14 protein-coding genes are annotated in these 12521 nt (G+C 41.5%); all 14 read left to right on the top strand.

From position 1 onward, the window contains the following. Window positions 1-15: 15 nt before the first annotated feature. The 14 genes from spoIIGA to pyrR all read left to right on the top strand — a co-directional run bounded on the left by spoIIGA (window position 16) and on the right by pyrR (window position 12442). Entirely contained in the window at window positions 16-942 is a 927-nt protein-coding gene (gene spoIIGA / locus ACFVS1_RS13795) for a sigma-E processing peptidase SpoIIGA (RefSeq protein ID WP_101224587.1), read from the top strand. 58 nt (window positions 943-1000) lie between these two features. Further along, window positions 1001-1720, top strand: a complete 720-nt coding sequence (gene sigE / locus ACFVS1_RS13790; protein WP_034313874.1) for an RNA polymerase sporulation sigma factor SigE — start codon at window positions 1001-1003, stop codon at window positions 1718-1720. A 150-nt stretch (window positions 1721-1870) separates the two neighbouring features. Beyond that, on the top strand, window positions 1871-2650 hold the full coding sequence (sigG, locus tag ACFVS1_RS13785; protein ID WP_034313871.1) for an RNA polymerase sporulation sigma factor SigG: 780 nt from the start codon (window positions 1871-1873) through the stop codon (window positions 2648-2650). A gap of 220 nt (window positions 2651-2870) precedes the next feature. After that, on the top strand, window positions 2871-3140 hold the full coding sequence (locus tag ACFVS1_RS13780; RefSeq protein ID WP_101224588.1) for a YlmC/YmxH family sporulation protein: 270 nt from the start codon (window positions 2871-2873) through the stop codon (window positions 3138-3140). A gap of 55 nt (window positions 3141-3195) precedes the next feature. After that, window positions 3196-4023 (top strand): peptidoglycan editing factor PgeF, encoded by an 828-nt coding sequence (gene pgeF / locus ACFVS1_RS13775; RefSeq protein WP_387548119.1) that lies wholly within the window; start codon window positions 3196-3198, stop codon window positions 4021-4023. Between the two features lie 2 nt (window positions 4024-4025). Then, on the top strand, window positions 4026-4697 hold the full coding sequence (locus tag ACFVS1_RS13770) for a YggS family pyridoxal phosphate-dependent enzyme (RefSeq protein ID WP_352921553.1): 672 nt from the start codon (window positions 4026-4028) through the stop codon (window positions 4695-4697). Between the two features lie 21 nt (window positions 4698-4718). Beyond that, window positions 4719-5183 (top strand): cell division protein SepF, encoded by a 465-nt coding sequence (locus ACFVS1_RS13765; protein ID WP_352921551.1) that lies wholly within the window; start codon window positions 4719-4721, stop codon window positions 5181-5183. A 6-nt stretch (window positions 5184-5189) separates the two neighbouring features. Next, window positions 5190-5456 (top strand): YggT family protein, encoded by a 267-nt coding sequence (locus ACFVS1_RS13760; protein ID WP_034313862.1) that lies wholly within the window; start codon window positions 5190-5192, stop codon window positions 5454-5456. Window positions 5457-5590: 134 nt separating this feature from the next. Next, entirely contained in the window at window positions 5591-6364 is a 774-nt protein-coding gene (locus ACFVS1_RS13755; protein ID WP_352921549.1) for a YlmH family RNA-binding protein, read from the top strand. An 85-nt stretch (window positions 6365-6449) separates the two neighbouring features. After that, entirely contained in the window at window positions 6450-6965 is a 516-nt protein-coding gene (locus ACFVS1_RS13750) for a DivIVA domain-containing protein (protein ID WP_034313857.1), read from the top strand. A 394-nt stretch (window positions 6966-7359) separates the two neighbouring features. Next, window positions 7360-10128, top strand: coding sequence for an isoleucine--tRNA ligase (ileS, locus tag ACFVS1_RS13745; RefSeq protein WP_352921547.1), 2769 nt, complete (start codon window positions 7360-7362; stop codon window positions 10126-10128). A gap of 194 nt (window positions 10129-10322) precedes the next feature. Then, window positions 10323-10793, top strand: a complete 471-nt coding sequence (gene lspA, locus ACFVS1_RS13740) for a signal peptidase II (RefSeq protein WP_101224594.1) — start codon at window positions 10323-10325, stop codon at window positions 10791-10793. Beyond that, complete coding sequence (locus ACFVS1_RS13735) at window positions 10786-11703, top strand: RluA family pseudouridine synthase (protein ID WP_214750815.1); 918 nt, start codon at window positions 10786-10788, stop codon at window positions 11701-11703. The genes lspA and ACFVS1_RS13735 overlap by 8 nt, the downstream gene beginning before the upstream one ends. Window positions 11704-11899: 196 nt before the next feature. Beyond that, the gene (gene pyrR, locus ACFVS1_RS13730; protein WP_352922619.1) at window positions 11900-12442 is read left to right on the top strand and encodes a bifunctional pyr operon transcriptional regulator/uracil phosphoribosyltransferase PyrR; all 543 of its coding nucleotides are present in this window, start codon (window positions 11900-11902) and stop codon (window positions 12440-12442) included. Window positions 12443-12521 lie beyond the last annotated feature (79 nt).

Below are 12521 nucleotides of genomic sequence, written 5' to 3'. Positions count from 1 at the left end.
AAGGGGGGAGGGTGTTTGACTTTATATTTAGATGTGATCTGGTTGTTGAATTGGTTATTTGACTGCCTCCTTTTATATTGGACCGCAATCATTCTCAAACGAAGGGTAGCTCTTTGGCGGGTATGCATCGGCGGGCTGATTGGTTCCTTCATTATCGTATTGGCATTCACTCCTTTTTATGCAATTGCCGACCGAGTGTACATGAAGATTTTAGTATCCCTGGTCATGGTGCTGGCAACCTTTGGGTTTAATAGGTTAAAACTTTTCATGAAATCGGTGGCCACTTTATATTTCGTGACGTTTTTATCGGGAGGAATTCTTCTGGGACTACATTACCTATTTGAATTCCAAATCGTGTCCAAGGACCCTGGTCAATATGCAGGAATCAACCGTTTTGGGGACCCTGTCAGCTGGATATTCGTAATGATCGGATTCCCGCTCGCATGGCAATTTTCCAAGCGGACACTTGAAGGAATGGAGATGACAAAACTTACACATGAACAAATGGTTTCGGTTTCGGTTAAAATTTCTGACTTCGAAGGGAAATTTCATGGATTGGTGGATAGCGGCAATCAACTATATGACCCGATTACACGTTCCCCAGTAATGATCATCTCTCTCTCAGGCGGGGAAGCAGGAATTCCGGACGATATGCTGGAGCTTTTTAAAAACCCTGATAACCTGATCAGTCAGGAAGAGCAGCCAGAATATTCATGGACAGGAAGAATGCGTGTCATCCCTTATAAAGTCGTGGGTCATGAACATCAGCTGTTAACCGCAATCAAACCGGATTACATCAAAATCGTACAAGGAGAAAAAGAATTTCACGTCAAGCAGGGTCTCGTTTCGTTTACCTTTCAGCAACTCTCTCCCGACAATAGCTATCAATCTATCGTTCACCCGAAAATGTTAACCGGGATACCGGTGCAAAATGCCTCCTGAACCATCGATTCACTCTTAAATTTGACCCATAATCCGTTTATTAGAAGGGAGAATTATTTTGAAGAAATTCATTCTTCGGCTCACTTATTTTTGGTACAAACTATTGTTCAAGCTCGGATTGAAAACGGACGAAATATTTTATATAGGAGGGAGTGAGGCACTGCCGCCTCCCCTTTCAAAGGAAGAAGAGGCAATACTGATCAATAAATTACCCAATGGCGATGAAGCTGCACGCTCGATCTTGATTGAACGTAATTTAAGGCTGGTGGTATATATTGCCAGGAAATTCGAAAATACCGGCATCAATATTGAAGATTTAATCAGCATTGGCACCATAGGTTTAATCAAAGCTGTGAATACATTCAATCCTGAGAAGAAAATAAAACTGGCTACATATGCTTCGAGATGCATCGAGAATGAAATATTAATGTATTTACGCAGAAATAACAAAATCCGTTCTGAAGTTTCTTTTGATGAACCTCTGAATATTGATTGGGATGGAAATGAACTTCTTTTATCCGATGTACTTGGAACGGACGATGACATTATCACGAAAGATCTTGAGGCAAACGTTGACCGTAAGCTGCTGACAAAAGCTCTTACACAGTTATCCGAACGTGAAAAACAGATTATGGAACTCCGTTTTGGACTTGCAGGCGGAGAAGAAAAAACCCAAAAGGACGTTGCCGACATGCTGGGGATTTCCCAATCTTATATTTCGCGTTTGGAAAAAAGAATTATTAAGAGGCTTCGTAAAGAATTTAATAAAATGGTGTAAAAAAATAATGTGCTTAAATGTCAATCAAATCAATACTTTGGTAGCTATATTGATAAATAATGGGGAATTTCTGATCTAGCCATGTGCATATTTTTTCCTCCCGCGGAGATACTGTTTTTTGTACAGCGCTCCTGTGAGGAGGGAATAATTTTGTCTCGTAATAAGGTTGAAATCTGCGGTGTGGATACATCAAAATTACCGGTTTTAAAGAATGAAGAAATGAGAAAACTCTTTAAAGAACTGCAAGATGGCGATATTTCAGCAAGAGAAAAACTGGTAAACGGGAATCTTCGACTCGTTCTAAGCGTCATTCAACGCTTCAACAATCGGGGAGAGTATGTAGATGATCTATTTCAGGTAGGCTGTATAGGGTTGATGAAGTCGATAGATAACTTTGACCTAGGTCAAAATGTTAAGTTTTCAACGTATGCTGTACCGATGATTATTGGAGAAATCAGAAGATATCTTCGTGACAATAATCCAATTCGGGTATCCCGTTCTTTAAGAGACATCGCTTATAAAGCTTTGCAGGTAAAAGAGAAGCTCATAAGCCAGACCCTTCGTGAGCCGACAGCTGAAGAAATCGCCAAGGTGTTGGAAGTACCTCATGAAGAAATTGTTTTTGCATTAGATGCTATACAAGATCCAGTTTCACTTTTTGAACCGATTTATAATGATGGCGGGGATCCGATTTATGTACTCGACCAACTGAGTGATGAAAAAAATAAAGATAGTACCTGGATTGATGAAATAGCTATAAATGAAGGCATGAGACGGTTGAATGACCGGGAAAAAATGATCCTTCGGAAACGGTTTTTCCAAGGGAAGACGCAAATGGAGGTAGCCGAGGAAATCGGCATTTCACAAGCACAGGTCTCCCGATTGGAAAAAGCGGCAATCAAGCAAATGAATAAAAATATCCAACAGTAGAAGCTGAGCATGAGAAGTAGTTAGCTGAAGCGGGTAGGGCAAAAATGTCGATATCCGCTTAGCAGCTACTTATCCCATAGCGGCTTTTTTATTTTGTAGAAAAGCCATCCGTGAGTAGAATGGACGTTTATTTATCGTATTCTTCATCCTTGAGCGCATCATGTCATATACATAGGAATAGGACCTTCATCCATGATGAAATTTTGAGGAGCTGAGTGATGTGACCAGGATTTCCGAATTTCAAATTAAAGATATCGTCAATATAGCGGATGGTAAGAAATTAGGTAATATGTCAGATCTTGAAATCAATACGGCCACGGGGAAAATAGAGGCCATCGTCGTTTCGAATGGAACCAGATTAATGGGTTTTTTTGGAAGGGATCAGGATATTGTGATTCCGTGGCGCAAAATAAAAAAAATCGGTGCAGATGTCATACTTGTTGAACATCAGACGGTATTTCAAGCAGAACTGAAAGATGAACGGTTTTAAGGTGCAATGGCGTAAATATATGATACACTAGACTAAAAATAAAGAGGTTTATAGCATGAAAGAGCCATTTGTTTTAATAAAAGACCAATATATGCTCATTGACAGCTGGAGACAAACAAATCTCCAGCTCGTAGCGGGCTTCACCACAAAAAATGGGGGAGTCAGTACAGATGATTTTCAAACATTGAATACAGGTTTTCATGTCGGTGATAAACTTGAAGATGTCCAGGGAAACCGCAGGATTATAGCCGATAAGCTGATGTTTCCGCTTAATGAATGGATAGGCGCCGAGCAGACACATGAAACGAAAATCCATCAAGTTACCAGCCGTGATGGCGGGAGAGGTGCTACGGATTATGATTCGGCCTTTAAAGCAACGGACGGATTCTATACGAAGGACCAAAACGCTCTATTGACCCTTTGCTATGCAGACTGCGTGCCCTTATTCTTTCTTGCTCCGGCACATGGCATGATTGGGGTGGCACATGCTGGATGGAAGGGTACCGTTAATGGAATTGCACGAAAAATGGTTGAGGCTTGGCTGAGTGAGGGTATAAAAGCAAGTGAGATATTTGCTGTTATTGGACCGTCGATTTGTTCGAAGTGCTATGTAGTTGATGATTATGTCATGGATTTAGTGCAGAATTTGCTGGTAGATATTGACGAAAAGCCCTATAATTTAATCAGTGAAGGACAATATCAGTTGGACCTTAAGCAACTTAATGCATTGATTCTTCAAAAATCAGGAATTCCAAAAAGTCAGATCGACATTTCATCATACTGTACAAGCTGTGATCATGAATTGTTTTTTTCACATCGCCGTGATAACGGGAAGACAGGCAGATTGATGAGCTTTATCGGTTGGAAGGAGGATTTAGAGTAATAGTGAAAGTAGTGGACAATTTAAAAAACATCGAAGAAAAAATAAATAGAGCATGTGAAAATAGTGGTAGGGATCGTGAAGCGATAAAGTTGATCGCAGTAACGAAATATGTTTCGGTCGAGAGAGCGAATGAAGCTTTGGAAGCGGGAATACTCGATTTGGGTGAAAACCGTGACGAAGGGCTTTTGTCTAAATATGAAGTGCTCAAGGACAAGCCCACCTGGCATTATATTGGTTCCATGCAAACACGCAAAGTCAAGAATGTCATCGATAAAATTTCGTATATCCATTCATTGGATCGCATTTCTTTGGCAGAAGAAATTCAAAAGCGCGCAAAAGAGCCGATAAACTGTTTAGTGCAGGTGAATGTATCTGGTGAGGAATCAAAACATGGTCTGGATCCTGACGCGACAATGGATTTCATAAAAGGGTTATCCGATTTTGATAAGGTGAATGTTGCAGGATTGATGACGATGGCTCCATTGACCGATGATGAACAGGTTTTGCGGGAATGCTTCCGGAAACTGAAGGGCATCCAGGTTGAAATACAAAATTCAGGGTTGAAGCATGCCCCCTGCACTGAATTGTCCATGGGTATGTCCAATGATTTCATGATTGCCATTGAGGAAGGCGCAACAATGATCAGGATTGGTACAGCACTTGTAGGCGAATAATTTTAAGGAGGTACGCTATAGATGTCGTTCGTATCAAAATTTAAATCTTATTTCGCGCTGGATGATGAGTATGAGTACAGGGATGAAGTGATGGAGGAAGAGGAGGCTGAACCAAAAGTCGTGAAGTCAGCTAAACAGCAGCAGTCAGCTTCTGCAGGGAATAATACAAATCAGAATATCGTAAGTTTGCAAAGCGTACAGAAATCTTCTAAAGTAGTATTATTGGAGCCTCGTGCTTATGCAGAAGCCCAGGAGGTAGCTGACCATTTAAAAAACAGGCGCGCTGTAGTCGTGAACCTTCAACGAATCCAGCATGACCAAGGAAAGCGAATCATCGATTTTCTAAGTGGGACTGTCTATGCAATCAGCGGGGATATCCAAAAAATTGGAACAGATATATTCTTATGTACCCCGGACAACGTCGATGTTTCCGGTAATATTACCGGCTTCGCCGCCGATGAGGAGTACGAAGAAGCGAGGTGGTAATGGTTAATGGGTTTAGTGCTTCAGGGTTTATATTATTTAATTGAAATTTATTCAATGGCATTAATCGTTTACATATTGATGTCATGGTTCCCCAATGCAAGGGAGACATCGATTGGTCAATTTCTGGAAAAGATTTGCGAACCGTATTTAGAACCGTTCAGAAAGTTCATTCCGCCGCTTGGCATGATCGATCTTTCACCTCTTGTGGCCTTGCTGGTTCTTAATTTTGCCAGCGGTTACGGAATCTATTACTTACAGACTTTGATAGGATGATCAACAGTTAACCTACATGCATCTTACTACACAGCCGGAAGATTCTCCGCTGTGTAGTAGCAACGCAGAATGAGTTTAATTCATTCCTTATGATCGACCATTCATTTGATAAACTAAGGAGCATTTATTCAATCATGAGTATTTATCAGCATTTCAGGCCGGAGGAAAAAGATTTTATTGACCAGGCTATGAATTGGATTGATCAGGTTAAAAATTCCTACGCTCCGAAACTATCGGATTTTCTAGATCCGCGTCAGCAGGAAATCCTTACTTCCTTAATTGGGAATGACCCGGATGTGAAGCTGCGATTTAATGGCGGGAGCGATTTCGTAGAGCGAAAACGTGTGCTCATCTACCCTGATTATTACTCTCCTGAACCATCGGATTTCAACATCTCCTTATACGATATCTCCTATCCAAAAAAGTTTGTTACGCTTGAACATAGGCAAATACTTGGAACCTTGATGTCACTGGGGGTAAAACGTGAAAAATTTGGTGATATAATAGTGACGGAAGAGCAAATTCAATTTATAGCTGCCGAAGAGATGGATTCATATCTCACAGGAAATCTGGAGAAAATAGGTAACGCTTCCGTTTCCATCAAACGGCTTCCGATCGAGAATATCGTCCAAGTTAAGGAAAAATGGGAAGAGCAAGTAACCACAGTCAGTTCCCTTAGGCTTGACAGTGTGCTATCGTCCGTCCTGAATATGTCCCGTCAAAAAACGCAGGCCTTGATAACGTCAGGAAAAGTAAAGGTGAATTTCAAGCAAACGGAAAACGTCTCGGAAGAATGCCGTGAAGGTGATACACTTTCCATTAGAGGTTTTGGCAGATGTAAAATAGCTTCAATCGATGGGAAAACCAAGAAGGATAAGTGGAGAATCTCGTTAGGCAGACAAAAATAATTCAATAAAAAGCAGGATTTATAAATTTATTGTCGAATATAGAGTTTTAACATACTAGAGTAGAAACCGTTCTGGAGGTGCCGTAATGCCCTTAACCCCGATAGATATACATAACAAGGAATTTAACAAAGTATTTCGAGGGTATGATGAAGATGAAGTAAATGAATTTCTCGACCAGGTCATTAAAGATTATGAACTGATTTTGAGGGAGAAGAAAGAACTTGAAGATAAACTGAACGAGACTTTTGACCGTTTGGGACATTTTACGACAATTGAGGGTACACTTAACAAGTCGATTATTGTCGCTCAGGAAGCAGCCGAAGAATTAAGGCGCAATGCCCAAAAAGAAGCGAAACTGATCATAAAGGAAGCAGAGAAAAATGCTGACAGGATCGTCAATGAGTCACTTGTGAAAGCAAGGAAAATAGCGATGGACATTGAGGATTTGAAAAAGCAATCCAAAGTATTCCGGACGCGTTTCAAAATGCTTGTCGGTGCACAGCTGGATTTGCTGGACAATGATGATTGGGATCATCTTCTGGATTATGAAGTGGATGCGACTGAAATAGAACTAAATGAGAGAGTGGAAGAGGAAATTTAAACGATTCCTTGACTTTGAACACTTTTTTCGCATATAATTTTTTAACAATACTATTCATTATGAAATTAGACGATGACAGGGAAAGTAAATTCTTCACACACTTATTTTTAGCGAACCGGGGATGGTGAAAGCCCGGAATAAGCGAAGATATTGAAGATCACCCTTGAGTTCTGAGTTGAACCTGCTTATGCAGTAAGTAAATGAGGCGTTTCATTCACGTTACGAATGCTCGAGAGGTTGGATTCACTGTGTGGATCCTTCTAGCCAGGGTGGTACCGCGGGAAGCAAAGCTTTCTCGTCCCTTTTTTAGGGATGAGAGGGCTTTTTATTTTGGCCGGATATCAAGTCATCGGTTCGAATGAATTTTTTTAAAAGACGGATGGAGGATTTTATGATGGAATACAAAGATACCTTATTGATGCCTAAAACTGAATTTCCAATGCGGGGGAATTTACCGAAACGTGAACCGGAAATCCAAGAAAAATGGAAAGAAATGAACATCTATAAAAAAGTGCAAGAACAAACGGAAGGACGTCCTTTATTCATTTTGCATGATGGACCTCCATATGCCAACGGCGATATCCATATGGGCCATGCAATGAATAAGGTTTTAAAGGATTTCATTGTCCGATTTAAATCGATGAGCGGTTTTCAAGCACCGTATGTACCTGGCTGGGATACACATGGGCTTCCAATCGAAACGGCATTGACGAAAAAAGGCGTGAAAAGGAAAGAAATGAGCGTTGCTGAATTCAGAAAGCTTTGTGAAGAGTATGCTTATGGTCAGATTGACAATCAACGTGAGCAGTTTAAGAGAATAGGGGTCCGTGGTGATTGGGAAAATCCTTATATCACATTAAAGCCTGAATATGAAGCACAGCAAATTAAAGTATTCGGTGAAATGGCGAAAAAAGGCTACATTTATAAAGGCAAAAAACCTGTTTACTGGTCCCCATCAAGTGAATCAGCGCTAGCCGAGGCTGAAATTGAATATCAAGACAAACGCTCTGCGTCGATCTATGTTGCTTTTGAAGTCACAGATGGCAAAGGCGTAATCGATGAAGGCGTCAAAATCATAATCTGGACGACAACTCCATGGACGATTCCTGCCAATCTTGGTATCTCATTGCATCCGCAATTAAATTACGTAGTAGTGGCTGTCGAAAATGAAAAATTCTTACTTGCTGAGGCACTGCTTGAATCGGTAACGGAAACATTAGGCTGGGAAAACCCTTCTATCGAAAAAACGGTGAAAGGTAGTGAGTTGGACCGTGCTGTTGCCAAACATCCTCTTTATGACCGCGAATCTTTAGTGATGTTAGGTGAGCACGTAACGACTGAAGCTGGAACGGGCTGTGTTCATACTGCTCCTGGCCATGGTGAAGATGACTTTATCATTGGGCAAAAATATGGATTGGACGTACTTTGCCCTGTAGATGAAAAAGGAGTCATGACGGAAGAGGCAGGGGAATTTGCCGGATTATTTTATGATCAAGCGAATAAACCTATTACCGAAAAATTAACTGAAGCAGGCGCGTTATTGAACTTGACGTTCATTACGCACTCTTACCCACATGACTGGCGGACGAAGAAGCCGACGATCTTCCGTGCAACCGCACAATGGTTCGCTTCAATCAAAGACTTCCGCAGTGAGCTTCTGGAAGCGATTGAAGAAACCAAATGGGTACCAGCTTGGGGCGAAACGCGCCTATTCAATATGGTCCGTGACCGCGGGGATTGGTGTATTTCCCGCCAACGCGCTTGGGGCGTGCCAATTCCGGTGTTTTATGCAGAAAATGGCGAGCCGATCATTACGGATGAAACAATCAACCATATTTCAAATCTATTCCGCGAACACGGTTCAAACATCTGGTTTGAGCGTGAAGCGAAAGATCTTCTGCCTGAAGGCTATACACATGAAGGCAGCCCGAATGGGATCTTCACGAAAGAAACGGATATCATGGACGTATGGTTCGATTCCGGTTCTTCCCATCAAGCTGTACTTGAAGAAAGAGACGACTTGCAACGGCCTGCTGACCTTTATTTAGAAGGGTCCGATCAATATCGCGGCTGGTTTAACTCATCGCTTTCAACTAGTGTTGCAGTTACAGGCAAAGCGCCATATAAAGGTGTACTGAGCCACGGGTTCGCATTGGATGGCGAAGGCCGTAAAATGAGTAAGTCAATTGGGAACGTTGTGTTGCCATCCAAGGTCATGAACCAACTTGGAGCAGATATCTTGCGACTTTGGGTAGCTTCGGTGGATTACCAATCGGATGTCAGGGTTTCGGATCCTATTTTAAAACAAGTTTCGGAAGTTTACCGTAAGATCCGTAATACCTTCCGCTTCCTGTTAGGGAACTTGGATGGATTCAATCCAAAAACCGATAAAGTGGCAGTTCAAGAATTGCCTGAAGTTGATCGATACATGCTGGTTAAATTGAATAAACTGATCAAACAGTCGAAGTTAAGTTATGAAAATTATGAGTTTGCTACAATTTATAATATGGTCAATAATTTCTGTACACAGGATTTAAGTTCGTTCTACCTCGATTATGCAAAAGACATTCTTTATTGTGAAGCACCAAATGGTAAAGAGCGTTTGGCCATTCAAACGGTCCTTTACGAATCATTGGTCAGCTTAACGAAATTGGTGTCACCGATCCTTTCTCATACAGCTGATGAAGTATGGGCGTTCATTCCGGGTGTAACGGAAGAAAGTGTACAGTTGACATTGATGCCTGAAGAAATTTCCATTGATGATGCTGAAGTCATTGAGGAAAAATGGACGGCGTTCATGGATGTCCGTGATAATGTACTTAAAGCATTAGAAGAAGCCCGTAACCAAAAGGTCATCGGAAAATCACTGAACGCTAAAGTGATGGTCTATGTTAATGAAGAAACGAAAAACCTGCTTGATAGCATCAAGGAAAGCTTTGAACAGCTATTCATCGTATCCGAATTCGAAATCGCTGGTGATGTGGCAAGTGCCCCGGCAGAGGCGGTTAAGCTTGAGGATATAGCGATCCTTGTTACAAAAGCAGAAGGTGAAACGTGTGAACGTTGCTGGAATGTTTCGAAGGAAGTAGGTCAAGTGGAAGAACATCCGACACTTTGCCCGCGTTGCGCTACAGTCGTGAAAGAGCATTACGTGAATCAATAATTCAAAAAAGGAAAGCCGGTCCCTTTATGAAGGGCCGGCTTTTTTGCGTAAAACCTCCATAGGGAATTGTCTTTATCCAATCTCCCCTATATTCTTCAGGTACCGACAGCAGATTCTGCTTTTTGGATTAGTCATTATTTCTAGTTTATGCTACAATTCAAAAGTGAAGATTTGATTAGTTTGGGGGAAAAAATGTGTTTTATTATTTGATTGCCCTTTTGGTCATAGCTCTCGATCAGCTGACAAAATGGATGATTGTGAAAAAAATGGAGTACGGAGAAAGCATTGAAATTATTGAAAACCTTCTATATATCACCTCGCATCGTAATCGTGGGGCAGCATGGGGAATTCTGCAAGGTCAAATGTGGTTTTTCTACATCATCACCATCGCTGTCATTATTGGACTTGTCTATTATATTCAGAAAATGGCGAAGGAAAGCGTTTTGCTTGGAGCTGCACTTGCTCTCATGCTAGGCGGTGCGATTGGTAATTTCATCGATCGTGTTGTTCGTCAGGAAGTGGTGGATTTCGTTCATACCTATATTTTCAGCTACAGTTTCCCGGTATTTAATGTTGCTGATGCTGCGCTATCAATTGGTGTCGGACTGCTCGTGATTCATATGTTTTTAGAAGAAAAAAACGCTAAGGAGAAAGATAATGGATAAAAGGTTATACAGCATCGATGAAACGCTAAAAGGAGTTAGGATTGATAAGGCTCTTTCCACTTTGAATGAGGAATGGTCACGTACTCAGGTCCAGCAATGGATTAAGGATGATCATGTTTTGGTAAATGGCACGGCGATAAAGACGAATTACAAAGCTGTTCCTGGCGATACAATCGAAGTGACGATTCCTGATCTTGAGGAATTGGATGCGGTAGCAGAGGAAATGGATTTGGATATCTATTATGAGGATGCAGATGTACTTGTGGTTAATAAACCGAGCGGTATGGTCGTCCATCCGGCACCTGGACATGTATCTGGCACGCTTGTAAATGGATTGATGGCTCACTGCAAGGACCTTTCTGGAATTAACGGTGTCATGCGGCCTGGAATCGTTCATCGAATCGATAAAGATACATCAGGTCTATTGATGGTTGCCAAAAATGATATGGCACATGAAAAACTGGTACAGCAGCTTGTTGACAAAACGGTTACCCGTAAGTATCAAGCTGTAGTTCATGGTGTGATCCCTCATGACTTCGGAACGATCGATGCACCGATCGGCCGCGATAAAAAAGATCGCCAAAGCATGACTGTCACAGATTCGAATGCCAAAAATGCTGTCACGCATTTCCGGGTCATCGAACGCTTCAAGGATTTTACTTTAGTTGAATGCCAGCTTGAAACAGGAAGGACACATCAAATCCGTGTTCACATGAAATACATTGGCTTCCCGCTAGCAGGTGATCCGAAATATGGTCCGAAAAAGACCCTGAAATTAGATGGACAAGCATTGCACGCAGGTCTTTTGGGTTTCATTCATCCTCGTACAAATGAGTATATGGAATTCGAAGCTCCGATTCCGGAAGAGTTTGAAAATCTAATTAATCAATTGCGTAGAAGTAAGGATTGACAAATTCGTTTTTCTGATATATTATAATAACAACTTAATAAGAACCTTTAACACAGTTCAGAGAGACTGAGAAGGAAACGGATACGCAAAATGGGATAATTATGCCCATGGCGATAAAATCCTCATGCCTTCTTGGCATGAGGATTTTTTGTTGAAATTGACCTATCAGAAAAATGGAATCGGGGTGGCCGACGTGTTGAATGAGAAAGCCATAGTACTTGATGAGAAGGCCATTAGCAGAGCCTTGACGAGAATTGCCCATGAAATTATTGAGAAAAATAAGGGTATAGAAGATTGCGTCTTAATCGGGATACGTACACGCGGGATTTTCCTCGCTGACCGACTTGCAAAGCGCATCAATCAAATAGAAGGCAAGGAAATAGAGCTGGGTGAACTGGATATTACACTTTATCGCGATGACCTTTCGAAAAAGACTAATGATGGGGAACCCATCGTAAAAGGATCAGACATTCCGGTCAATATCACCGACAAGAAAGTGATTTTAGTGGATGATGTTCTTTTCACAGGCAGAACCGTTAGAGCGGCAATGGATGCTTTGGTGGATTTGGGAAGACCTTCGCAAATCCAGCTTGCCGTATTAGTGGATAGGGGACATAGGGAATTGCCTATTCGCGCGGATTTCGTCGGCAAAAACGTTCCGACTTCCCAATCTGAAAAAATTACAGTAGCGTTAACAGAAGTAGATGAAGTAGATCAAGTTACTATATTAGAAAACTAAACAACATGAAAATTTCATATTACCCTTTTAAAGACAGTCCAGAGAGGCTGGCAAAGGGGAGTCAATCGGGAGAGCTATG

Origin of the sequence: Peribacillus sp. NPDC058075 (genome assembly GCF_042885195.1) — a bacterium.
Lineage (GTDB): Bacteria > Bacillota > Bacilli > Bacillales > DSM-1321 > Peribacillus.
The sequence above is the reverse complement of the archived record's forward strand: the minus strand, read 5'-3'. Positions and strand labels throughout refer to the sequence as shown.

What these genes read in the sequence shown, in the direction of transcription:
- pgeF (WP_387548119.1), top strand. Translation starts at nt 3,196, where the DNA reads ATGAAAGAGCCATTTGTTTTAATAAAAGACCAATATATGCTCATTGAC.
- ACFVS1_RS13765 (WP_352921551.1), top strand. Translation starts at nt 4,719, where the DNA reads ATGTCGTTCGTATCAAAATTTAAATCTTATTTCGCGCTGGATGATGAG.
- ACFVS1_RS13760 (WP_034313862.1), top strand. Translation starts at nt 5,190, where the DNA reads ATGGGTTTAGTGCTTCAGGGTTTATATTATTTAATTGAAATTTATTCA.
- ACFVS1_RS13755 (WP_352921549.1), top strand. Translation starts at nt 5,591, where the DNA reads ATGAGTATTTATCAGCATTTCAGGCCGGAGGAAAAAGATTTTATTGAC.
- ACFVS1_RS13750 (WP_034313857.1), top strand. Translation starts at nt 6,450, where the DNA reads ATGCCCTTAACCCCGATAGATATACATAACAAGGAATTTAACAAAGTA.
- ileS (WP_352921547.1), top strand. Translation starts at nt 7,360, where the DNA reads ATGGAATACAAAGATACCTTATTGATGCCTAAAACTGAATTTCCAATG.
- ACFVS1_RS13735 (WP_214750815.1), top strand. Translation starts at nt 10,786, where the DNA reads ATGGATAAAAGGTTATACAGCATCGATGAAACGCTAAAAGGAGTTAGG.